Genomic DNA, 22,577 nt, shown 5'->3' on the forward strand with positions numbered 1-22,577 from the left:
CCGCCCATCTGGGCGGAACGCACCACCGGGCCACCGCTGTCCCTGTTCCACTTCCTCGTGAGGACGGTTCCCCATGGCGCTCCAGCCACCCCAGTCCCCGGCGGCACTCGTGCCGCCGCACCGTCGGTTCTCCGCGATCCCGGACGCCACGGGCATGTACGACCCGGCGAACGAGAAGGACGCGTGCGGCCTGGCGATGGTCGCGACGCTCCGCGGCACGGCCGGGCACGACATCGTCGACGCCGCCCTCGGTGCGCTGCGCAACCTCGAACACCGGGGCGCGGTCGGTTCGGACGCCGGGACCGGTGACGGTGCGGGCATCCTCTGCCAGGTGCCCGACGAGTTCTTCCGCGCCGAGGTGTCCTTCGACCTTCCAGCAGCGGGGGAGTACGCGGTCGGTACCGCGTACCTGCCCGTCGACGAGGACGACCGGCACGCGGTGAAGGGCGCCGTCGAGCGACTGGCGCGTGAAGAGGGCCTGCGCGTCCTCGGCTGGCGCGACGTCCCCGTCCGACCCGAGGTCCTCGGCACCCTGGCCCGAGCGGCGATGCCCGCGTTCGAGCAGCTGTTCGTCGCCTCGATCCGGCACGACGTGCACGGCGCGTCGTGGAGCGGCGTCGCGCTCGACCGCCAGGCCTTCCGCCTCCGGAAGCGTGCCGAGCACGACACCGAGGTCTACTTCATGTCGCTGTCGAGCCGGACCATGGTCTACAAGGGCATGGTCACGACGCTCCAGCTCGAGCCGTTCTACCCGGACCTCAGCGACGAGCGCTTCGCGTCGAAGCTCGCGATCGTGCACTCCCGCTACTCCACGAACACGTTCCCCTCGTGGCCGCTCGCGCAGCCGTTCCGCACGCTCGCGCACAACGGTGAGATCAACACCGTCCGTGGCAACCGCAACTGGATGCGGGCCCGGCAGTCGCAGCTGCAGAGCGAACTGCTCGGCGACATGGCGCCCCTGCTGCCGATCGTCAGCCCGGGCGCCAGCGACTCGGCGTCCTTCGACGAGGTGCTCGAGCTCCTGACGCTCACCGGCAGGTCGCTGCCGCACGCGGTGTCGATGATGGTTCCTGAAGCGTGGGAGAACCAGGTCGGGATGGACCCCGAGCTCCGGGCGTTCTACGAGTACCACTCGATGCTCATGGAGCCGTGGGACGGCCCGGCAGCCATCACGTTCACCGACGGCACGCTCGTCGGCGCCACCCTCGACCGCAACGGCCTGCGCCCCGGTCGCTTCCTGGTGACCGACGACGGTCTGATCGTCATGGGGTCCGAGACGGGCGTCATCGACGTGCCGGCCGACAAGGTCGTGCGCAAGGGCCGGCTCCGTCCCGGCCGGATGTTCCTCGTCGACACCGAGGCCGGTCGCATCATCGAGGACGACGAGGTCAAGCGCGAGCTGGCCACGTCCGGCCCGTGGGGCGAGTGGCTCGACGGCGGCCGGATCAACCTCGGTGACCTGCCGGACCGCGAGCACATCGTGCACACGCCCGCGTCGGTGACCCGTCGGCAGCGCGCGTTCGGCTACACCGAGGAAGAGGTCCGCATCCTGCTGCGTCCGATGGCGCACACCGGAGCGGAGCCGCTCGGTGCGATGGGCTCGGACACGCCGATCGCGGTGCTGTCCCAGCGTCCCCGGCTGCTCTTCGACTACTTCACCCAGCAGTTCGCCCAGGTGACGAACCCGCCGCTCGACTCGATCCGCGAGCAGGTCATCACCTCGATGGGCATGGGACTCGGTCCGGAGCGCAACCTCCTGAGCGCCGGCCCCGAGCACGCGAAGCAGATCACGCTCGACTTCCCCGTGATCGACAACGACGAGCTCGCCAAGATCCAGCACTTCGAGACCGAGTCCGGTCGCCACCTGACCGTGACGATCAAGGGCCTGTACCGCGTCGACGCCGGCAAGAAGGCCATGCAGAAGCGCATCGCCGCGGTCTGCGACGAGGTCGACGCGGCGATCGAAGCCGGCAAGCAGTTCATCGTGCTCTCCGACCGCGACGGCAACGCCGAACAGGCACCGGTGCCCAGCCTGCTGCTGCTCGCCGCCGTGCACCACCACCTGATCCGCACCGAGCAGCGCATGAAGGTCGGGCTCATCGTCGAGGCCGGTGACGTGCGCGAGGTCCACCACGTCGCGACCCTCATCGGCTACGGCGCGTCGGCCATCAACCCGTACCTCGCGATGGAGACCTGCGAGATCCTCGTCCGCCAGGGCATGATCAGCGGCATCACGCCGGAGCAGGCCGTCAAGAACGTGATCAAGGCGCTCGGCAAGGGCGTGCTGAAGATCATGTCGAAGATGGGCATCTCGACGGTGTCGAGCTACGCCGGCGCGCAGGCGTTCGAGGCCGTCGGGCTCAGCCAGGAGTTCGTCGACCGGTACTTCACCGGGACCTCGTCGATCCTCGGCGGCGTCGGCATCGAGGTCATCGCGAAGGAGAACGCCGAGCGGCACGCCCAGGCGTACCCGCAGGACGGCGCGGTCCTCTCGCACGAGCGCCTGCAGACCGGCGGCGAGTACCAGTGGCGTCGCGAAGGCCCGCCGCACCTCTTCAACCCGGACACCGTGTTCCGGCTGCAGCACGCGACGCGCTCCCGTCGCTACGACATCTTCCGCGAGTACTCGCAGGCGGTCGACGACCAGTCCGAGCAGCTGATGACGCTCCGCGGCCTCTTCCGCTTCGCGCAGGGTGCCCGCAAGCCGGTCCCGCTGGACGAGGTCGAGCCGATCGAGTCGATCGTCAAGCGGTTCAACACCGGTGCGATGTCCTACGGGTCCATCTCGAAGGAAGCCCACGAGACGCTCGCGATCGCGATGAACCGTCTCGGCGGCCGGTCGAACACGGGCGAGGGCGGCGAGGACGTCGACCGCCTGCTCGACCCCGAGCGTCGGAGCGCGATCAAGCAGGTCGCGTCCGGGCGGTTCGGCGTCACGAGCATGTACCTGACGCACGCGACCGACATCCAGCTGAAGATGGCGCAGGGTGCGAAGCCGGGCGAGGGCGGGCAGCTGCCCCCGACCAAGGTGTACCCGTGGGTGGCCCGCACCCGGCACGCGACCGCGGGTGTCGGCCTGATCTCGCCGCCGCCGCACCACGACATCTACTCGATCGAGGACCTCAAGCAGCTGATCTTCGACGTCAAGCGGGCGAACCCGTCCGCACGCGTCCACGTGAAGCTCGTGAGCCAGTCGGGCATCGGGGCCGTGGCCGCCGGTGTGACGAAGGCCCTCGCCGACGTCGTCCTGGTCTCCGGGCACGACGGCGGCACCGGTGCGTCGCCGCTGAACTCGCTCAAGCACGCGGGCACCCCGTGGGAGATCGGCCTCGCCGAGACGCAGCAGACGCTCATGCTCAACGGCATGCGCGACCGCGTCGTCGTGCAGGTCGACGGGCAGATGAAGACCGGCCGTGACGTCGTCGTGGCCGCGCTGCTCGGCGCCGAGGAGTACGGCTTCGCGACCGCGCCGCTCGTGGTCGAGGGCTGCATCCTTATGCGGGTGTGCCACCTCGACACGTGCCCGGTCGGCGTCGCGACCCAGAACCCCGAGCTCCGCAAGCGCTTCAGCGGCAAGCCGGAGTTCGTCGTGAACTTCTTCGAGTTCATCGCGCAAGAGGTCCGCGAGCTCCTCGCCGAGCTCGGCTTCCGGTCCCTCGAAGAGGCGATCGGCCACGCTGACGCCCTCGACGTCGACCGCGCGGTCGAGCACTGGAAGGCGTCCGGCCTCGACCTCGAGCCCGTGCTCAAGGGACCGCGGTTCGACGCCGACGAGCCCCGCCGGCACCAGCGCGACCAGGACCACGAGCTGGAGCAGCACTTCGACGTGCAGCTCATCCAGCAGACGGCCGACGTCCTCGAGCACGGCGGGACGATCGCGCTCGACCTGCCGATCCGGAACACGGAGCGCGCTGTCGGCACGATGCTCGGCCACGAGGTCACGCTCCGCCACGGCGAGAACGGCCTGCCGTCGGGGTCGATCGACGTGACGTTGCGCGGTTCCGCCGGGCAGTCGCTCGGTGCGTTCCTGCCGGCGGGCATCACGCTCCGCCTGGTCGGGGACAGCAACGACTACGTCGGCAAGGGGCTGTCCGGCGGCGACATCGTCGTGCGTCCCGACGCGGGCAGTGGCTTCGACCCCGCGCAGAACGTCATCGCCGGCAACGTCATCGGCTACGGCGCGACCCAGGGCAGCATGTTCATCCGCGGCATCGTGGGCGAACGCTTCCTGGTGCGCAACTCCGGTGCGACCGCCGTCGTCGAGGGCGTGGGGGACCACGCGCTCGAGTACATGACCGGTGGGCTCGCCCTGATCCTCGGCGAGACGGGTCGGAACCTCGGTGCCGGCATGTCCGGCGGGACCGCGTACGTCCGCGGCCTGCGGGAAGAGCACGTGAACACCGACTCGCTCGCGTCCGGTGAACTCCGGCTCGAGCCGCTCGACAGCGCCGACGTCGAGATCGTGAACGACCTGCTCGCGCGGCACGCTGCCGAGACCGGGTCGACCCTCGCGAGCGAACTGCTCGAGTCCGGTGACCTGAGCGACTTCGTCAAGGTGCTGCCGCGGGACTACGCAGCCGTGCTCGAGACCCGACAGCAGGCCGTCGACGAGGGCCTCGACCCGGACGGCGACGTCGTCTGGAACCGCATTCTGGAGGTGACCGGTGGCTGACCCCAAGGGATTCCTGAAGGTCCAGGAGCGCGAGCTCCCGGCCCGACGACCCGTGCCCGTGCGGCTCATGGACTGGAAAGAGGTCTACGAGCAGCAGGAGTCCGGCGCGCTCAAGCGACAGGCCGGACGCTGCATGGACTGCGGCGTCCCGTTCTGCCACCAGGGGTGCCCGCTCGGCAACCTCATCCCCGAGTGGAACGACCTCACCTGGCGCGGCGAGGGCCGGCAGGCGATCGAGCGACTCCACGCGACGAACAACTTCCCGGAGTTCACGGGTCGGCTCTGCCCGGCACCGTGCGAGGCGTCCTGCGTGCTCGGCATCAACCAGCCGCCGGTGACGATCAAGCAGGTCGAGGTCTCGATCATCGACGAGGCGTTCCAGAACGGCTGGGTCACGCCCCACCCGCCGGAGCGCCTGACCGGCAAGACCGTCGCGGTCGTCGGGTCCGGTCCCGCCGGGCTCGCCGCCGCACAGCAGCTGACCCGCGCCGGCCACACCGTCGCGGTGTACGAGCGCGACGACCGCATCGGTGGTCTGCTCCGCTACGGCATCCCGGACTTCAAGATGGAGAAGCGTCAGATCGACGCGCGGCTCGCCCAGATGCAGGCCGAGGGCACCCGCTTCCGTGCGGGCGTCGAGATCGGGCGCGACATCACCTGGGACGACCTGAAGTCCCGGTACGACGCGGTCGTCGTCGCCACCGGCGCCACGGTCCCGCGCGACCTGCCGATCCCGGGGCGCGACCTCGCCGGCGTGCACTTCGCGATGGACTACCTCGTGCAGCAGAACAAGGCGAACGCCGGCACGACCGTCGACAACCAGGTCACGGCCGAGGGCAAGCACGTCGTCGTCATCGGCGGCGGCGACACCGGTGCGGACTGCATCGGGACCGCCCACCGGCAGGGTGCGCTCAGCGTGACGAACCTCGCGATCGGCAAGCAGCCGCCGCTGGAGCGTCCGTCCGAGCAGCCGTGGCCGATGTTCCCGACCGTGTTCGAGGTCACGAGCGCCCATGAAGAGGGCGGCGAACGCCACTACCTCGCGTCCACCGTCGAGTTCCTCGCGAACGAGGCCGGCGAGGTCCGGGCGCTCCGCGTCGCCGAGACCGAGTACCTCGACGGCCGCCGGGTCCCGAAGGCCGGCAGCGAGCGCGAGATCCCCGCGGACCTCGTCCTCGTCGCCATGGGCTTCACCGGTCCCGAGACCGACACGCTGGCGCCGCAGCTCGGACTGCCCGTGACGGTCTCCGGTGCCGTCGCCCGCCAGGCCGACTACACGACCAACGAGCCGGGCGTCTTCGTCGCGGGCGACGCCGGTCGTGGGCAGTCGCTCATCGTGTGGGCGATCGCCGAGGGCCGGGCCGCCGCCGCGAAGGTCGACGAGTACCTCGAGGGCTCGACGATCCTCCCGGCTCCGGTCAAGGCGACCGACCGGGCGATCTCGGTCTGACGATGGACGTCCACCCGATGCCCACCCAGCAGTGAGCGACAGGCCACCGGCACTCGATAGGGTGCTGGTGGCCTCGCTTCGTTCCGCGCGGCCCCACAGCGCGGAAACCCAAGCACCATCCACCACCACGAAGGAATCCATTGAGACGCGCAAAGATCGTTTCGACGCTCGGACCGGCAACGTCGGAGTACGAGACCGTCAAGGAGATCATCGAGGCAGGCGTCGACGTCGCCCGCCTCAACCTCAGCCACGGTGACTACAGCGTCCACGAGGCCAACTACGAGAACGTCCGTCGCGCCGCCGAGGAGCTCGGCAAGCCCGTCGCGATCCTCGTCGACCTGCAGGGTCCGAAGATCCGCCTCGCGAAGTTCGCCGACGGCCCGCACGACCTCGCGGTCGGCGACGTGTTCACCATCACCACCGAGGACGTCCCCGGCTCGAAGGAGATCTGCGGCACGACCTTCAAGGGCCTCCCGCAGGACGTCAAGCCCGGTGACCCGCTGCTCATCGACGACGGCCGGGTCCGCCTCCGCGTGCTCGACACCGACGGCGTGCGCGTCCGCACCGAGGTCGTCGTCGGCGGCACCGTGTCCAACAACAAGGGCATCAACCTGCCCGGCGTCGCCGTGAACGTCCCCGCGCTCAGCGAGAAGGACGAGGCGGACCTCCGCTGGGGCATCCGCCAGGGCGCCGACCTCATCGCGCTGTCGTTCGTGCGCAACGCCGCCGACGTCGAGCGTGCGCACGAGATCATGGACGAAGAGGGCAAGCGCCTCCCCGTGATCGCGAAGATCGAGAAGCCGCAGGCCGTCGACGCGCTCGAGGAGATCATCGACGCGTTCGACAGCATCATGGTCGCCCGCGGTGACCTCGGTGTGGAGCTCCCGCTCGAGGCCGTCCCGATCGTGCAGAAGCGCGCCGTCGAGCTCGCCCGCCGCATGGCGAAGCCGGTCATCGTCGCGACCCAGATGCTCGAGTCGATGATCTCGTCGCCGATCCCGACCCGCGCCGAGACCTCCGACGTCGCGAACGCCGTGCTCGACGGCGCGGACGCGGTCATGCTCTCGGGCGAGACCAGCGTCGGCGAGTACCCGGTGCAGACGGTCCGCACGATGGCCCGCATCGTCGAGTCCACCGAGGACCACGGCCTCGAGCGCATCGCGCCGCTCGGCACCAAGCCGCGCACCCTCGGCGGGGCGATCACGCTCGCCGCGGTCGAGATCGCGGAGTTCACCGAGGCCTCGTACCTCTGCGTGTTCACCGAGTCCGGCGACTCGGCCCGACGCATGTCGCGTCTGCGCCACGGCCTGCCGATCATCGCGTTCACCCCGAACGAGGCGACGCGTCGCCGCATGGCCCTCACCTGGGGTGTCCGCTCGTTCCTCGTCGAGCGCAAGACCCACACCGACGAGCTCTTCTCGCAGGTGGACGACGTCCTCCTCGAGAACGGCCTCGCCGCCCCCGGGGACCGCGTCATCGTGACGGCCGGTTCCCCTCCCGGCATCGAGGGGTCGACGAACGACCTGCGCGTGCACCGCGTGGGCGACGCCCACGCCGAGGCCGCTCCGGCCTACGTGCGCGACTGACGTCGCGTCGCGTCCCGACAGGGCGCGGACGGGAGGCGCGGTGCGGCGACGCACGCAGCCTCCGGTCCGCGCCCTGTCGCGTTCCGCCCCGCGGCCGCGTGACCACGCGGTCGCGCGAGCGGGCAGGATGGCCGGTGTGAGCCTCCAGTCCCGACCCACCGCCCAGCGCACCGACGTCCGACGCTGGCGCCGCTACCTGGCGGACGAACGGGCGGAAGCCGCCGTCTACCGGAACCTCGCCGCCCGGCGACACGGTGAGGAACGCGAGATCCTGTCCGCCCTGGCCGAGGCCGAGGGCCGGCACGAACAGCACTGGCTCGACCTGCTCGGCGACGACGTGGGTCGGCCGCAGCGCGGGAGCCTCCGCACCCGGGTGCTCGCGTCGCTGGCGAAGCGGTTCGGGTCGGTGTTCGTCCTCGCGCTCATGCAGCGCGCCGAGGACCGCTCGCCCTACGCCGACGACGCCGACGCGACCGCGAGCATGGCGGCCGACGAACGGATCCACGGCGAGGTCGTCCGCGGGCTCGCCAACCGCGGGCGGATGCGTCTGTCCGGCACCTTCCGAGCCGCGGTGTTCGGCGCGAACGACGGCCTCGTGTCGAACCTGGCGCTCATCATCGGCGTCAGCGCGTCCGGGGCGGACCGGCACTTCGTCCTCCTGAGCGGCATCGCGGGACTCCTCGCCGGCGCGCTGTCGATGGGGGCGGGGGAGTACGTCTCGGTGCGGTCGCAGCGCGAGCTCCTCACGGCATCGGCCCCGCACCCCGAAGCCGGCCGGGCCGTCGCGGACCTCGACGTCGACGCGAACGAGCTCGCCCTCGTGTACCGGGCTCGGGGCATGTCCGAGGCCGAGGCCCAGCAGCACGCCGACGACGTCCTCGGCGGAGCCGCGGTGACGGGCACGGCGCCGGTGGACGACCACGAGGCCATCGGCAACGGCATGAGCGCGGCGGTCTCGAGCTTCTGCTTCTTCGCGTCGGGGGCGATCATCCCGGTGCTCCCGTACCTGTTCGGCCTCGAGGGGTGGGCGGCGATCGCGGTCGCGGCGCTCCTCGTCGGGATCGCCCTGCTCGGCACGGGCGCGGTGGTCGGCGTGCTGAGCGGTGCGTCGCCGCTGCGTCGGGCGCTCCGGCAGCTCGCGATCGGGTTCGGTGCGGCAGCGGTCACCTACGGGCTCGGACTGCTGTTCGGGACGGGCAGCGCCTAGCCCTCCGACGACCGACGAGGCCGCGTCCGGCCCACCGGGCTAGCGACGGACGGCGGCCCGAGGCGGGAGCAGCAGCAGGGCCGCAGCGCCGACGACGATGAGCGCGATGCCCGAGAAGACCATGAACACGGTCAGCGCGAGCCCCGGCGCGACCAGCACGACCACGCCCCCGAGGATCGAGAGCACCCCGCTCACGATCGACGGAACCCGCGACGACCCCGGGTGTCCCACGAAGCCGCCGATCAACGACGCGATCCCCTCGACGATGAAGCCGACGCCGGCGAGCACCGCGTAGACGACGAGCGGGACGGCGGGGTCCAGCAGCGTCACGAGTCCGGCGACCCCGACCAGGCCGCCGACGACGCCGGAGGTCCAGCGCCACACCGGCGGCGTGCCGTGGCCCCGCACCGCGGCGAACACCCGCAGTGCGCCGGCCACGACGAGGTAGACGCCGAACAGCAGTGCGACGACGACGAGCGACGGCCGTGGCCAGACGATCGCGACGATGCCGAGCGCGATGGCGACGACCGCGGTGACGATGACGAACACGCGGAACGTGCGGACGGCACGAGAGTCCACGAGCACTCCTCCCTGTCAGGTCTGCTCGCTCCGACGCTACCTCGGCCGGCAGCGGTCGGTTCGTCGCGCGGGGGGCGAAGCGCCGCGAAGGGGTGCAACCGGATGCAACCTCCGCCGCCGTAGCGTTCGGGCAGGCGCGGACCCAGCGCCCCGACAGAGTCGTCGAAAGGTGTCCACCATGACCATCGCACCGTCACCATCCACCTACGCCGCACCCGGCGAGGAGGGGTCCCTCGTCTCGTACCGCTCCCGGTACGACCACTACATCGGCGGCGCGTACGTCCCACCGGCCGGGGGACAGTACTTCGAGAACCCCACACCCGTCACCGGCAAGGTGTTCACCGAGATCGCCCGCGGCGACTCCACCGACGTCGACCGTGCGGTCGCGGCCGCGTGGAAGGCGTTCCCGGCCTGGGGTCGGACGAGCGTCGCCGAACGCGCCGGCATCCTCAACAAGATCGCGGACCGGATGGAGCAGAACCTCGAGGCCCTGGCGGTCGCGGAGACGTGGGAGAACGGCAAGCCCATCCGCGAGACCATCGGCGCGGACATCCCGCTGGCGATCGACCACTTCCGCTACTTCGCCGGGGCGATCCGCGCGCAGGAGGGCTCGACGGGGGAGATCGACCACGACACCGTGGCCTACCACTTCCACGAACCGCTCGGCGTCGTCGGGCAGATCATCCCGTGGAACTTCCCCATCCTGATGGCGGTGTGGAAGCTCGCTCCGGCACTGGCAGCGGGCAACTGCGTCGTCCTGAAGCCGGCCGAGCAGACACCGGCGTCCATCCACGTGCTCATCGACCTGATCGGGGACCTGCTCCCGGCCGGTGTCCTCAACGTCGTGAACGGCTTCGGCATCGAGGTCGGTGCACCGCTCGCGCAGCACCCGGACATCCGCAAGGTCGCCTTCACGGGGGAGACGACCACGGGCCGGCTCATCATGCAGTACGCGTCGCAGAACCTCATCCCCGTGACGCTCGAACTCGGCGGCAAGAGCCCGAACGTCTTCTTCGCCGACGTCGCCCAGCAGCAGGACGCCTTCTACGACAAGGCACTCGAGGGCTTCGCCTTCTTCAACCTCAACCAGGGCGAGGTCTGCACCTGCCCGTCGCGGGCACTCGTGGCGAGGGAGATCTACGACGGCTTCGTCGCGGACGGCCTCGACCGGGTGCGCGCCGTCAAGCAGGGACACCCGCTCGACCTGTCGACGATGATCGGCGCGCAGGCGTCGAACGACCAGCTCGAGAAGATCCTGAGCTACATCGACATCGGGAAGCAGGAGGGCGCGAAGCTCCTCACCGGTGGCGAGCGGGCGGACCTCGGCGGGGAGCTGTCCGGCGGGTACTACGTCACGCCGACGGTGTTCGAGGGGGACAACTCGATGCGGATCTTCCAGGAGGAGATCTTCGGCCCGGTCCTGGCCCTGACGAGCTTCAGCGGCTACGACGACGCGATCTCGATCGCCAACGACACGCTGTACGGCCTCGGCGCCGGGGTGTGGAGCCGCGAGGCCACCACGCTCTACCGCGCCGGCCGTGACATCCAGGCCGGGCGCGTGTGGGAGAACACCTACCACCAGTACCCGGCCGGAGCGGCGTTCGGCGGCTACAAGCAGTCCGGTATCGGACGGGAGAACCACAAGATGATGCTGGAGCACTACCAGCAGACGAAGAACCTGCTGGTGTCCTACGCCGAGGGCCCGATGGGCTTCTTCTGATGCCCGACACCGACGACCGGCCGGCCACCGCCGACCGGCCCGCCACCGCCCGCGTGGCGGTGACGCCGGCGGCGGGGGAGCTCCTGCGCTCCCTCGCCGCCCGGCACGGCCCGCTGATGTTCCACCAGTCGGGCGGGTGCTGCGACGGCTCCAGCCCGATGTGCTACCCCGTCGGCATGTTCATGACCGGCTCGGGCGACGTGCTCCTCGGCGCGCTCGAGGTCGACGGCATCGCGCCCGTCGAGGTGTACATGTCGCGGTCGCAGTTCGAGTACTGGAAGTACACCCACCTCACGATCGACGTCGTGGACGGTCGTGGCGCGGGCTTCTCCCTCGAGGTACCGGAGGGCAAGCGGTTCCTCACCCGCTCCCGGATGCTGGACGACGCCGAGCTCGCGGATCTCGGCCTGGTCAGCGCCGGCCCTGGCCCGAGCGGGGTGCCGGACGTAGGCTGACCGCACCGCTCGTGACGACGCGACGGGGACCGGACAGGAGGGCGCATGCGCGAACCGTCCGGTCTCCGCCCGCTCGTCGCTGCGTCCTGGCGTCGCTCCGCCCGCGTCGACCCCGAGACCGTGCCGACGCCCTCGATCGGCGAGGACGAACTCGACGCCCTCCGCCGTGCCGGTCCGCTCGGCACCGCGCTGCCGGTCGTCCGACGGCTCCTGCTCGACGACGTCCGGTCGGCGGGGTGCGTCGTCGCCCTCGCGGACGCATCGGGTCGGCTCGTCTGGGTGGACGGCGCACGATCCGCACGGCGCGCCGCGGAGGGCATGGGGTTCGTCCCCGGTGCCGACTGGGCCGAGGAACGCGCCGGGACGAGTGCTCCGGGGACCGCGCTCCGGCTCGGACGCGCCGTGCAGATCCACGCCGAGGAGCACTACGCGACGGCCGTGAAGGGGTTCTCCTGCACGGCGGTCCCGCTCCGCGACGCCGCGGGCACGGTGGTCGGCGCGCTCGACATCACGGGCGACGACCGCGCCGTCGAACGCCACACGCTGCCGCTCCTGACGGCGACGGCCGCGGCGGCCGAGGCCGAACTCGCACTGGCGGCGCTCTCGGCCCGGAGCGCACACCGTCCGGCTGCGGCCCCGTCCGCCGAGCTCACCCTGCTCGGGTCCGACACCGCGACGCTGCACGCCGGGTCGCGGTCGGTCGCGTTGTCGGAGCGGCACTCGGAGATCCTCGCGGTGCTCGCCGCGAACCCGCAGGGACTGGCCGCCGCGGACCTCGCGGTCGCCGTGTACGGCGACCCGCGCGCCGTCCAGACGCTGCGGGCCGAGGTGGTGCGGCTCCGCCGTGTCCTCGCCCGCCACGCGCTCGACGCGCGCCTGACGTCCAGGCCGTACCGCCTGGAGGGGATCCGGACCGACGTCGAGACGGTCCTGTCCGCGCTCGACCGCGGGGCGCGCCTCCAGGCCGTCGACCGGTACACCGGACCGGTCCTGCCGGGGTCCGCGTCGCCCGGGGTCGACGACCTACGTGACCGCGTCCGGTCCCGGTTCCGTGAGTCGCTCCTCCAGGACGGCGGGGTGGACGCGCTGCAGGCGTGGGCACGCACCGCGGACGGCGCGGCGGACGAGCAGGTGCTGCGGGTGCTGCTCGCGGCGTTGCCGCGTCGGTCGCCGCGGCGGGCGGGCGTGGTGGCGGCGATCGAGGCGATCGAGCGTCCCTGAGCGGACGGCTCCGCCGGCTCGGGAGGCACGGCACACGTCGGTCCGTCGGCCGACGGCGCGCGCCTCCCGCGGCGGGTGCGGGGTGGTCAGGACCCGCTCGTCGGCTCCGGTGTCGAGGTGTCGCCCGCGTCGGGTGCGGCCGGCGGGGTCGGTGCCTCGCCGTCCTTCGTGGGCTCGGGCGCCTTCCCGTCCTTCGGCGGCTTCGGCGCCGTTCCGTCCTTCGGCGGGGTGGGTGCCGTGCCGTCCTTCGGGGGCTTGGGTGCCTTGCCGTCCTTCGGCGGGGTCGGAGCCGTGCCGTCCGTCGGCGGGGTCGGCGCCTTCCCGTCGGCGAGCGGGCCGGCGACGCAGCCGGAGGCGGTGCCGGTGTCGCCCTTCCCGGCGGGCCCGGCGGCGGGTCCGTCCGTGGGCGCGCCGGTCGGTGCCCCGCTCGGTGCTCCGGACGGGGCTCCGGTCGCCGCTGCGCTCGGCGTGGCGGGTGCGGCCACTGCTGCGCTCACCCCGATCCCGCCGAGGACCAGCACGGCCGCCGCTGCGGATCCGATCCCGACCGCGCGGAGGGTCCGGCGACGCTTCGTGCCCTGTTCGTTCTCCATGGTGTTCTCCTGTTCGTCCGTCGGTCGACCGGGTCGGTCCGCCGACGAGGACGACGCTCGGGTTCGAATCTGAAGCAGGACTGAAGCATTCGTGGCGCACAGGGTTTCTCCAGGCCGTTCCATGTTCCGTGCTGGCGGAGCCGACCTACGGTGTCCGCCGTGACCGCACCCGCCCGCATCCTGGTCGTCGAGGACGACGACTCCCTCCGCACCGCCGTCGTGACGACCCTCCGCGCCGAGGGGTTCACCGTCGCCGAGGTCGCGGACGGCCGTTCCATCGCCGCCGACCTCGACCGCACCGCCCCGGACCTCGTCCTGCTCGACTGGATGCTCCCCGGGCCGAGCGGCATCCTGCTCGCCGCCCGCATCCGGGCCCGGTCGGACGCCGCCGTCGTGATGACCACCGCGCGGGACGAGCTCGACGACCGACTGCGCGGGTTCGCCGAGGGTGCGGACGACTACGTCGTGAAGCCGTTCGCGATGGCCGAACTCGTCGCCCGGGTGACGGCGGTGCTCCGGCGCCGAGGACGGGTGCCGTCCGTGATCGAGGTGGGCGACCTCGTGCTCGACCCCGACGGCTCCACGGTCCGCCGCGCCGGCGTGCTGCTCGACCTGACCGCGACCGAGTTCCGACTCCTCCGGTTCCTCGCCGAGAGCCGCGGACGGACGGTGTCGAAGGGGCAGATCACGACCCAGGTCTGGGGCTACGAGGACATCGCACCCAACCTGGTCGAGGTGCACCTCAGCGCACTGCGGCGGAAGATGGAGGCGCACGGGCCGCGGCTCGTGCACACCGTCCGGGGCCTCGGGTACCGGCTCGCGGTGGACCGGGGTGCGGCGTGATGCGCGACGGACGCCTGCGGACCACCTCGCTCCGGCTGCGGACCGTGGTCGCGATCCTGGTGCTCCTCGCGGTCCTGCTGACGGCCCTCGTCGTCGCGGTCGAGGCCGTCCTCGGCGCCCGACTGACCGCGCAGGTCGAGGACCGCCTGCGTGACCGGGCGTCCGCTGCGGCCGCGCTCGTCGGGGTGCTCGACGCGAGCGACCTCGCCGACCGGTTGTCCGCGCAGGGGCTCTCCGTGCGGATCGTCGAACCCGACGGCGCCGCGGTCGAGGCCGGCCCCAGCCCCGAGCAGTTGCGGAAGGGGCCACCCGACCCGACGGGCCTGCCCGGACCGGCGGCCCGGTCCTCGGCGGCTCCGTCGACCACCGGCTCGTCCGACAGTGCCGGCGCCACCATCACGTCGTCGTCGGTGCACGAGGACGACGGCGTGCTGACCCTCCGCTCGGACCTCGAGGACGGCACCCGCATCACGTTGACCGCCGGGACGCGCGACGTGCAGGAGACCCTGGCGCAGCTCGGCTGGGTGATGGGCGGTGCGTCCGCCGCCTTCCTCGGCGTCGCCGTCGTGGGTGTCGTGCTCGTCGTCCGACGCTCGCTGCGCCCGCTCGACGAGATGACCGCCGCCGCCCGCTCCATCACCGCGGGGGACCGCGGACGCCGACTCCGGCCGTCCCGCACCGACACGGAGATCGGCAGGGTGGCGCTCGCCCTCGACGAGATGCTCGACGCGGTCGAGGGTGCGGAGGCGCAGGCCGTCGCCGCCGAGGAACGGGTGCGCGCGTTCCTGTCCGACGCCGCCCACGAGCTGCGGACGCCGGTCGCCGGTGTCCGGGCCGCGGCGGACACCCTCGTGCGCAACGGCCCGGACGACCCGGAGACGAACGAGATGCTCGCGGTGCACGTCGTGCGGCAGGCCGACCGGGCGGCTCGGCTCGTCGACGACATGCTGACGATGGCGCGACTGGACCGGGGGATCGCCCTCGACCGGCGCAGAACGGAGCTCGTCGACTGGCTCCACGCCGAGGCCGAGCGGCTCCGCATCCGGTTGCCCGGCGTGGAGCTGCGCGTCGAGGTCCCCGAGCACCCGGTCGACGCCGACGTGGACCCGGACCGACTCGCCCAGGTGCTCGGCAACCTGGTCGACAACGCCGCGAGGGCCACCGGGGGCACCGGCACGGTCTGGCTCCGCCTCAGCGTGGGACCGGAGGGGGCTCGACTCCGTGTCGAGGACGACGGCCCCGGGATCCCGGCAGCCGACCGCGAGCGCGTGTTCGACCGACTCGTCCGGCTCGAGGACGCTCGGGACACCCGCTCCGGCGGCGCCGGCCTCGGGCTGCCGATCGCGCGCGGGATCGCCGTCGCGCACGGCGGTTCGCTCGCGCACGGGGGCGACGGCGAGCTCGGCGGCGCGGTGTTCGACGTGCGCCTGCCCGCGAGCGCGACGGTGCCGGCCGGTGCACGTCCGCGAGCGGGCGTCCTGCTAGCCTGATGCCCTACGCGAGTGTGGTGGAATGGTAGACACGGGGCACTCAAAATGCTCTGCTTCACGGCGTGCGGGTTCGAGTCCCGCCACTCGTACAACTGCGCAACTGCGACTTCCGACGTCTAGTAGGCTTCTGGGTGTGAGTGACACAGAAGCAACTGCAACAGCACCCCGTCGCGTCGTCGTCGCCGAGGACGAGTCGCTCATCCGCCTCGACATCGTCGAGATCCTCCGCGACAACGGGTTCGACGTCGTCGGCGAAGCGGGTGACGGCGAGACCGCCGTGCAGCTCGCGACCGACCTCCGTCCCGACCTCGTCGTGATGGACGTCAAGATGCCGCAGCTCGACGGCATCTCCGCCGCCGAGAAGCTCTCGAAGAACCACATCGCCCCCGTGGTCCTCCTCACGGCGTTCAGCCAGAAGGACCTCGTCGAGCGTGCGACCGAGGCCGGCGCCCTCGCCTACGTCGTCAAGCCGTTCACGCCGAACGACCTCCTGCCCGCGATCGAGATCGCCCTCTCGCGGCACCAGCAGATCATCACGCTCGAGGCCGAGGTCGCCGACCTCGTCGAGCGCTTCGAGACCCGCAAGCTCGTCGACCGCGCCAAGGGCCTGCTCAACGAGAAGATGGGCCTCACCGAGCCCGAGGCGTTCCGCTGGATCCAGAAGGCCTCGATGGACCGCCGCCTGACCATGCACGACGTCGCCAAGGCGATCATCGAGCAGCTCAGCGCCAAGAAGTAGCGACCCGAGCGCGCACCAGGCCGACCACCTGGCAGGGTGGAGCCATGGACGACGTGGTGATCCGTGCCTCCAGGCCCGACGACATGCCGGCGGTGGCCGATCTGCGATGGCGGTGGAGCGTCGACGAAGGCGGTGCGACGCCGGGCGTGACCCCGGACGAGTACCGCGAGGCGATGTCGGCGTTCGCCGCCGCCCACCCCGACACGCACCGCTGCGTCGTGGCCGAACGCGACGGCCGGGTGCTCGGCATGGCGTGGCTCGGACTCGTCGCACGGCCCCCGACGCCGGACCGACCCGGGCGACGGCTGACCGCTGACGTGCAGACCGTCTACGTCCACCCAGACCTGCGGGGCGCCGGCGTCGCGAAGCGCCTCGTGACCGCGTTGCTCGACGCCGCCGACGAGCTCGGTGCGGAGCGGACGTCGGTGCACTCGAGCGTCGAGGGCGAGACGCTCTACCGCCGCCTCGGGTTCGGCGACGCCCGACTGCTGCTGCAGCGCCCGCCCGAGGACTGACCCGTCATCCGCGCGCCGGGAGCTGCTGCAGCGTCCACGCGTTCTGGTCGGGATCGGCGAAGAACACGAAGCGTCCCCACGCCATCTCGTCCACCCCGATCGCGTCGACGCCGAGCCCCCGCAGGTGCGCGAGGGCCTCGTCGGCGTCCGGGACGACGACCTGGATCGACTTGAGCGAGCCGGGGACGACGTCCGGGGACATGATGCCCTCGCCGAACGCGATGGAGCAGGCGGACCCGGGCGGGGTGGCCTGCACGAAGCGGAGCTCGTCGGAGACGCGCTGGTCGTGGTCGATCGAGAAGCCGATCCGTTCGTAGAACTCGCGGGATCGGTCGACGTCGCTGACGGGGACGAGGATCAGTTCGATCCTCCAGTCGGTGGCGGGCACGGGTCACTCCTTCGTGACGCCCGCCGGGGTCAGCGGGCTTCGCGGATCATGTTGGTGATGCGCACGGTGGAGCAGCGCCGCCCCTGGTCGTCGGTGAGGACGATCTCGTGCGTGGTGAGCGTGTTGCCCAGGTGCAGTGCCGTGCAGGTACCGGTGACCAGGCCGCTCGTGGCGCTCCGGGAGTGCGAGGCGTTCAGCTCGATGCCGACCGCGTACCGGCCGGGACCGGCGTGCACGTTCGCGGCCATCGACCCGAGGCTCTCGGCCAGGACGACGTAGGCGCCGCCGTGCAGGAGTCCGACGGGCTGACGGTTGCCCTCGACCGGGATGGTGCCCACCGCGCGCTCGGCCGTGAGCTCCGTGATGACCATGCCCATCTTCTCGGCGAGCTCGCCCATCCCCCGGTCGGCGAGGCGTTCGTTGACGGTCCCGGTGGTGGCAGCTCGATCGGTCACGCTGGCGGACTCCCGTGTCGGATGGCGTCGGTAGGCTGTCCGGGTGTCGGACTCCGCAAAGCCTACCCTCATGGTCATCGACGGCCACTCGCTCGCCTTCCGGGCCTTCTACGCGCTGCCGGTCGACAGTTTCGTGAACCGTGACGGGCAGCACACGAACGCCATCCACGGCTTCATCTCGATGCTGCTCATGCTCCTCCAGCGCGAGAAGCCGACCCACCTCGCGGTCGCGTTCGACATCTCGCGCTTCTCGTTCCGCACGCGTGAGTACGAGGACTACAAGGGCACCCGCTCCGAGACCCCGGCGGAGTTCAAGGGCCAGATCCCGCTCCTCCAGCAGGCGCTCGAGGCGATGGGCATCACCACCGTCACGAAAGAGGACTACGAGGCCGACGACATCCTCGCCACCTTCGCCCGCCAGGGCTCCGAACAGGGCTACCAGGTCTACGTGGTGTCCGGCGACCGTGACTCGATCCAGCTCGTGAACGACGACGTCACGCTGCTGTACCCGTCGGTCCGCGGCGTCTCCGAGCTCACCCGGTACGACCGCGACAAGGTGTACGAGCGGTACGGCATCGAGCCGCACCAGTACCCCGACATCGCGGCGCTCGTCGGCGAGACCAGCGACAACCTCATCGGCATCGACAAGGTCGGCGAGAAGACGGCGGTGAAGTGGATCACGGCGTACGGCTCCCTCGACGGAGTGCTCGAGCACGCCGACGAGATCAAGGGCGTCGTCGGCAACAACCTGCGCGAGCAGAAGGACCGGGCGATCCGCAACCGGAAGCTCAACCGGCTCGTGAACGACGTGGAACTGCCCGTCGGGCCGGCTGACGTCGCACTCCGTCCCCTCGACGAGGCCGCGGTGCGTGAGCTCTTCGCGAAGCTGCAGTTCCGCACGCTGCTCGACCGCGTGTTCAAGGTCGCGGGCTCCGGCGAGCCGTCGGAGTCCAGCGCGGTCGAGGGCTCGGTCGACAGCGGCGCGCCGACGCCGCCCGCGGTCAAGACCCTCATCGACGAGGAGCTCGGCTACTGGCTTGAGCGGCGCAACGCGGCCGAGGCGGCGAACGGCTACGGCGTCGCGGTCGAGGTCATCGACGGGCGCCTCAGCGCGATCGGCATCGCCACGCACGACGACGCCGTCCTCGTCCCGGGCGGCAGCGGCGCGAAGGACTACGAGCAGCTGTCGGCGTGGTTCGCCTCCGACGCCCCGAAGCACTTCCACGACGCCAAGACCGCGATCAAGGCACTCGCCACGGTCGGCTTCGAGGTGAACGGCATCGCCGGCGACGCCCGCCTGACCGGGTGGCTCGCGCAGCCGGGCAAGCAGGGGCAGCCCCTCGCCGACCTCGTCTACCAGGAACTCGGCGAAGAGCTCCCCACGGCCGACCCGAACCAGCTCGTCCCCGAGACCGACCCGGTGAACGTCGGCGTGCACGCGTGGTTCGTGCTCCGGGTCACCACCGCACTGCGCGCCCGTCTCGACGAGTCCTCGCTCACCGTCCTCGACGACATCGAGCTCCCGCTCGTCCCGGTCCTCGCCGGCATGGAGACCACGGGTGTCGCGATCGACCGTCCGGTGCTCACCGGGCTGTCGCACGACCTGGGGGAGCGCGCGGCCGAACTCGCGCAGCAGGCCTTCGCCGAGATCGGGCACGAGGTGAACCTCGGGTCGCCGAAGCAGCTGCAGGAGGTCCTCTTCACCGAGCTCGCGATGCCGAAGACCCGCAAGACGAAGACCGGGTTCTCGACCGACGCCGCGAGCCTCGCCGACCTGCAGGAACAGCACCCGCACCCGTTCCTCGGGCTGCTGCTCCAGCACCGCGACGCCACGAAGCTCCGGCAGATCGTGGACACGCTCGACGCCGCGATCGTCGACGGACGCATCCACACCCGGTACGAGCAGACCGGCAGCAGCACCGGCCGCATCTCCTCGACCGACCCGAACCTGCAGAACATCCCGGTGAAGACCGCGGTCGGGCGCCGGGTCCGGTCGGCGTTCGCCGTCGCCGAGCCCTACACGACGCTCATCACGGCCGACTACTCGCAGATCGAGATGCGCATCATGGCGCACCTGTCCGGTGACCCGGGTCTCATCCAGGCCTTCAACGAGGGCGAGGACCTGCACCGGTTCGTCGGCGCCCGGGTGTTCTCGGTCGAGCCGGCCGACGTCACGCCCGAGATGCGCACGAAGGTCAAGGCGATGTCGTACGGCCTCGCCTACGGCCTCAGCCCGTTCGGCCTGTCGAAGCAGCTCCGCATCGAGCAGTCCGAGGCACGCACCCTCATGAACGAGTACTTCGCCCGGTTCGGCGCGGTGCGCGACTACCTGCGCGGTGTCGTCGAGCAGGCGCGCGAGGACGGCTACACCGAGACCATCTTCGGTCGCCGTCGCCCGTTCCCCGACCTGAAGAGCCCGAACCGCGTCCTCCGCGAGAACGCCGAGCGCGCGGCGCTGAACGCGCCGATCCAGGGCTCGGCGGCCGACATCATGAAGATCGCGATGCTCGGCGTCGCCGCCGACCTCCGCGACGGCGAGCTCGCGTCGCACCTGCTGCTGCAGGTGCACGACGAGCTCATCCTCGAGGTCGCGCCCGGCGAGCAGGAGCGGGTCGAGGAGATCCTCCGCACCCGCATGGGCGGCGCGGCCGAGCTGACCGTCCCGCTGGACGTGTCCGTGGGCGTCGGCCCGAACTGGGAAGCCGCTGCGCACTGAGGCGCGACCGCCTGCTGGACAGGAGGCACGGTGCCGGCCCGCACCGTGCCTCCAGTCCCGCGGGTCCCACGTCGTGAGCGGTCGTGGATAGGGTCGTGAGCATGACCGATGACCGTCCTGTCCGCCAGCCCTCCGCCGTCGACCGCGTCGCCGAGGACTGGGTGTCCACCCTCGTCGACCTCGACCCGACCGTCGCCACGTACATCGGCGTCCCGGGGCGCACGGGGGAGTACGGCGACACGTCGCCCGCCGGTGCGGCGGCCATGGCGGACGCGGCGCGCGCCACGAAGCGTGCGCTGGACGCAGCCGACGCGGTGGACGCCGTCGACGAGGTGACGAAGACCGACCTCGGTGCCGAGCTCGACCTCGTCCAGGAGTCCTTCGACCGCAAGCTCCACCTCCGCGACCTCAACGTCATCGCCAGCCCGGCGCAGTCCGTGCGCGACGTCCTCGACCTCATGCCGACCGCGACCGAGTCCGACTGGCGGGACATCGCGAGTCGGCTGCACGCGCTCCCCGACGCGATCGAGGGCATCCGCGAGACCCTGCTCGAGGGAACGCGCGAGGACGTCACGCCCGCTCGTCGCCAGGTCGCGCTCATCGCCGAGCAGGCCACCCGCACCGGCGCGGCGGACGGCGTCTTCCGGCAGCTGGTCGACGGCGCCGCGTTCGACGACGGTGGTCCGGTGCCTGAGCCGCTCCGGGCCGAGCTCGCCCGCGGGGCCGAGGTCGCCGCTGCTGCGTACCGGTCGTTCGGGCAGTTCCTCGAGCACGAGCTGATGCCGCTCGCGACGCCGGTCGACGCCGTCGGGCGCGAGGCGTACGAGCTGCACTCCCGGCGGTTCCTCGGTGCGGTCGTCGACCTCGACGAGACGTACCAGTGGGGGATCGAGGAACTCGCGCGGATGCGTGACGAGCAGGAGCGCATCGCCGACCGCATCGAGTCCGGTGCGAGCGTCGCCCGGGCGATCGAGGTCCTCGACGCCGACCCGGCGCGGGTGCTGCACGGCACCGACGCCCTGCAGCGGTGGATGCAGGAGACGAGCGACGAGTCGATCCGGGCGATGGACGGCAAGTACTTCGACATCGCCGACCCGATCAAGCGCCTCGAGTGCCGGATCGCCCCCACACAAGAGGGCGGGATCTACTACACCGGCCCGTCCGACGACTTCTCGCGCGCCGGCCGCATGTGGTGGTCCGTGCCGCAGGGCGTCACCGAGTTCGGCACCTGGCGCGAGAAGACGACGGTCTACCACGAGGGTGTCCCCGGCCACCACCTCCAGATCAGCCAGGGCGTCTACAACCGCGGCGAGCTGAACACCTGGCGTCGGCAGCTGTCCGGGTCCTCGGGGCACGTCGAGGGCTGGGCGCTCTACGCCGAGCGCCTCATGGAGCAGCTCGGCTTCCTCGACGACGACGGGGACCGGCTCGGCATGCTCGACGGGCAGCGCATGCGTGCAGCCCGGGTGGTGCTCGACATCGGCGTCCACCTGCAGAAGACGAACCCCGACGGTGGCGCCTGGACGTGGGAGTACGCCCTCGACTTCATGCGCCAGAACGTGAACATGTCCGACGAGTTCGTGCAGTTCGAGGTGGCCCGGTACTTCGGCTGGCCCGGGCAGGCGCCGTCGTACAAGGTCGGTCAGCGCGTCTGGGAGTCCATCCGCGACGAGGTGGCCGCCCGCGAGGGTGCGTCGTTCGACCTCAAGGCGTTCCACCACCGGGCCCTCGCGCTCGGCAGCATCGGTCTGGACACGCTCCGCAGCGCCCTGCTCGACTGATCGATCGGGGCCGACACGATCCGACACGCCCGGTTGTGGGCGCTCGCTCGCTGCGGTTAGACTTGTGCGGCGCAATCCGCGCTCACCAAACACATCGCCAGGACGGCTCGAACCGGCATCCGGTTCGGACCAGGGGGTCGCTCCCTCGCCGTCTCGGCCCGACTCAT

At 71.5% G+C, this 22,577-nt stretch carries 17 protein-coding genes and 1 tRNA gene; 14 read left to right on the forward strand and 4 right to left on the reverse strand.

Annotation, left to right across the window (positions count from 1 at the left end; translation table 11 throughout):
• The first annotated feature begins 154 nt into the window (after nucleotides 1–154).
• From gltB to HWD93_RS08120, 4 genes are all read left to right on the forward strand, one after another.
• A complete protein-coding gene (gene gltB / locus HWD93_RS08105) occupies nucleotides 155–4,672 on the forward strand; it encodes a glutamate synthase large subunit (protein ID WP_261646541.1) in 4,518 nt (1,505 codons plus the stop codon).
• A complete protein-coding gene (locus tag HWD93_RS08110) occupies nucleotides 4,665–6,122 on the forward strand; it encodes a glutamate synthase subunit beta (RefSeq protein ID WP_092387017.1) in 1,458 nt (485 codons plus the stop codon). Before gltB ends, HWD93_RS08110 begins: the two co-directional genes overlap by 8 nt.
• A 140-nt stretch (nucleotides 6,123–6,262) precedes the next feature.
• The gene (gene pyk / locus HWD93_RS08115) at nucleotides 6,263–7,708 is read left to right on the forward strand and encodes a pyruvate kinase (protein ID WP_070416231.1); all 1,446 of its coding nucleotides are present in this window, start codon (nucleotides 6,263–6,265) and stop codon (nucleotides 7,706–7,708) included.
• Between the two features lie 127 nt (nucleotides 7,709–7,835).
• Nucleotides 7,836–8,915 carry a VIT1/CCC1 transporter family protein gene (locus HWD93_RS08120; protein WP_071296287.1) on the forward strand — a complete coding sequence of 360 codons (1,080 nt, stop codon included), beginning with the start codon at nucleotides 7,836–7,838 and terminating at the stop codon, nucleotides 8,913–8,915.
• Between the two features lie 39 nt (nucleotides 8,916–8,954).
• Here HWD93_RS08120 and HWD93_RS19445 read toward each other — a convergent pair whose 3' ends face one another.
• Nucleotides 8,955–9,494: an HdeD family acid-resistance protein gene (locus HWD93_RS19445; RefSeq protein ID WP_070416229.1), complete on the reverse strand. Its 540-nt coding sequence runs from the start codon at nucleotides 9,492–9,494 to the stop codon at nucleotides 8,955–8,957.
• A 178-nt stretch (nucleotides 9,495–9,672) separates the two neighbouring features.
• Here HWD93_RS19445 and HWD93_RS08130 point away from each other — a divergent pair, with 178 nt between their 5' ends.
• The 3 genes from HWD93_RS08130 to HWD93_RS08140 are packed head-to-tail and all read left to right on the forward strand — an operon-like array spanning nucleotide 9,673 to nucleotide 12,890.
• Nucleotides 9,673–11,214 carry an aldehyde dehydrogenase family protein gene (locus HWD93_RS08130; protein ID WP_261646527.1) on the forward strand — a complete coding sequence of 514 codons (1,542 nt, stop codon included), beginning with the start codon at nucleotides 9,673–9,675 and terminating at the stop codon, nucleotides 11,212–11,214.
• Nucleotides 11,214–11,669: a DUF779 domain-containing protein gene (locus tag HWD93_RS08135; protein ID WP_261646528.1), complete on the forward strand. Its 456-nt coding sequence runs from the start codon at nucleotides 11,214–11,216 to the stop codon at nucleotides 11,667–11,669. The genes HWD93_RS08130 and HWD93_RS08135 overlap by 1 nt, the downstream gene beginning before the upstream one ends.
• Before the next feature lie 45 nt (nucleotides 11,670–11,714).
• Nucleotides 11,715–12,890 carry a GAF domain-containing protein gene (locus tag HWD93_RS08140; protein ID WP_261646529.1) on the forward strand — a complete coding sequence of 392 codons (1,176 nt, stop codon included), beginning with the start codon at nucleotides 11,715–11,717 and terminating at the stop codon, nucleotides 12,888–12,890.
• 86 nt (nucleotides 12,891–12,976) lie between these two features.
• Here the strand turns inward: HWD93_RS08140 and HWD93_RS08145 are convergent, their stop codons facing one another.
• Nucleotides 12,977–13,483 carry a hypothetical protein gene (locus HWD93_RS08145; protein ID WP_261646530.1) on the reverse strand — a complete coding sequence of 169 codons (507 nt, stop codon included), beginning with the start codon at nucleotides 13,481–13,483 and terminating at the stop codon, nucleotides 12,977–12,979.
• 159 nt (nucleotides 13,484–13,642) lie between these two features.
• Between HWD93_RS08145 and HWD93_RS08150 the strand changes: the two genes are divergently transcribed.
• The 5 genes from HWD93_RS08150 to HWD93_RS08170 all read left to right on the forward strand — a co-directional run bounded on the left by HWD93_RS08150 (nucleotide 13,643) and on the right by HWD93_RS08170 (nucleotide 17,070).
• Entirely contained in the window at nucleotides 13,643–14,326 is a 684-nt protein-coding gene (locus HWD93_RS08150; RefSeq protein WP_261646531.1) for a response regulator transcription factor, read from the forward strand.
• On the forward strand, nucleotides 14,326–15,816 hold the full coding sequence (locus HWD93_RS08155; protein WP_261646532.1) for a HAMP domain-containing sensor histidine kinase: 1,491 nt from the start codon (nucleotides 14,326–14,328) through the stop codon (nucleotides 15,814–15,816). Before HWD93_RS08150 ends, HWD93_RS08155 begins: the two co-directional genes overlap by 1 nt.
• 8 nt (nucleotides 15,817–15,824) lie before the next feature.
• Nucleotides 15,825–15,905 (forward strand) — tRNA-Leu (locus HWD93_RS08160).
• 44 nt (nucleotides 15,906–15,949) lie between these two features.
• Nucleotides 15,950–16,555 carry an ANTAR domain-containing response regulator gene (locus tag HWD93_RS08165; protein ID WP_022905562.1) on the forward strand — a complete coding sequence of 202 codons (606 nt, stop codon included), beginning with the start codon at nucleotides 15,950–15,952 and terminating at the stop codon, nucleotides 16,553–16,555.
• Between the two features lie 44 nt (nucleotides 16,556–16,599).
• A complete protein-coding gene (locus HWD93_RS08170; RefSeq protein WP_261646533.1) occupies nucleotides 16,600–17,070 on the forward strand; it encodes a GNAT family N-acetyltransferase in 471 nt (156 codons plus the stop codon).
• Between the two features lie 4 nt (nucleotides 17,071–17,074).
• On the opposite strand, the gene HWD93_RS08175 is transcribed toward HWD93_RS08170, so the two are convergent.
• Together HWD93_RS08175 and HWD93_RS08180 are read right to left on the reverse strand one after the other, a co-directional pair.
• Complete coding sequence (locus tag HWD93_RS08175; protein WP_261646534.1) at nucleotides 17,075–17,458, reverse strand: VOC family protein; 384 nt, start codon at nucleotides 17,456–17,458, stop codon at nucleotides 17,075–17,077.
• Nucleotides 17,459–17,487: 29 nt separating this feature from the next.
• A complete protein-coding gene (locus tag HWD93_RS08180) occupies nucleotides 17,488–17,856 on the reverse strand; it encodes a PaaI family thioesterase (protein ID WP_071296366.1) in 369 nt (122 codons plus the stop codon).
• Nucleotides 17,857–17,956: 100 nt separating this feature from the next.
• On the opposite strand from HWD93_RS08180, the gene polA reads away from it, so the two are divergent.
• Complete coding sequence (polA, locus tag HWD93_RS08185; protein WP_261646535.1) at nucleotides 17,957–20,629, forward strand: DNA polymerase I; 2,673 nt, start codon at nucleotides 17,957–17,959, stop codon at nucleotides 20,627–20,629.
• A 101-nt stretch (nucleotides 20,630–20,730) separates the two neighbouring features.
• Nucleotides 20,731–22,410, forward strand: coding sequence for a DUF885 domain-containing protein (locus HWD93_RS08190; RefSeq protein WP_071296367.1), 1,680 nt, complete (start codon nucleotides 20,731–20,733; stop codon nucleotides 22,408–22,410).
• Nucleotides 22,411–22,577 lie beyond the last annotated feature (167 nt).

Origin of the sequence: Curtobacterium sp. C2H10 (assembly GCF_025407985.1) — a bacterium.
GTDB lineage: Bacteria > Actinomycetota > Actinomycetes > Actinomycetales > Microbacteriaceae > Curtobacterium.

Excerpts from the sequence above, each read along its gene's own strand:
- gltB (WP_261646541.1), top strand. The coding sequence starts at position 155 with ATGTACGACCCGGCGAACGAGAAGGACGCGTGCGGCCTGGCGATGGTC.
- HWD93_RS08120 (WP_071296287.1), top strand. The coding sequence starts at position 7,836 with ATGGCCGGTGTGAGCCTCCAGTCCCGACCCACCGCCCAGCGCACCGAC.
- HWD93_RS08130 (WP_261646527.1), top strand. The coding sequence starts at position 9,673 with ATGACCATCGCACCGTCACCATCCACCTACGCCGCACCCGGCGAGGAG.
- HWD93_RS08135 (WP_261646528.1), top strand. The coding sequence starts at position 11,214 with ATGCCCGACACCGACGACCGGCCGGCCACCGCCGACCGGCCCGCCACC.
- HWD93_RS08140 (WP_261646529.1), top strand. The coding sequence starts at position 11,715 with ATGCGCGAACCGTCCGGTCTCCGCCCGCTCGTCGCTGCGTCCTGGCGT.
- HWD93_RS08145 (WP_261646530.1), bottom strand. The coding sequence starts at position 13,483 with ATGGAGAACGAACAGGGCACGAAGCGTCGCCGGACCCTCCGCGCGGTC.
- HWD93_RS08155 (WP_261646532.1), top strand. The coding sequence starts at position 14,326 with ATGCGCGACGGACGCCTGCGGACCACCTCGCTCCGGCTGCGGACCGTG.
- HWD93_RS08170 (WP_261646533.1), top strand. The coding sequence starts at position 16,600 with ATGGACGACGTGGTGATCCGTGCCTCCAGGCCCGACGACATGCCGGCG.
- HWD93_RS08180 (WP_071296366.1), bottom strand. The coding sequence starts at position 17,856 with ATGGGCGAGCTCGCCGAGAAGATGGGCATGGTCATCACGGAGCTCACG.
- HWD93_RS08190 (WP_071296367.1), top strand. The coding sequence starts at position 20,731 with ATGACCGATGACCGTCCTGTCCGCCAGCCCTCCGCCGTCGACCGCGTC.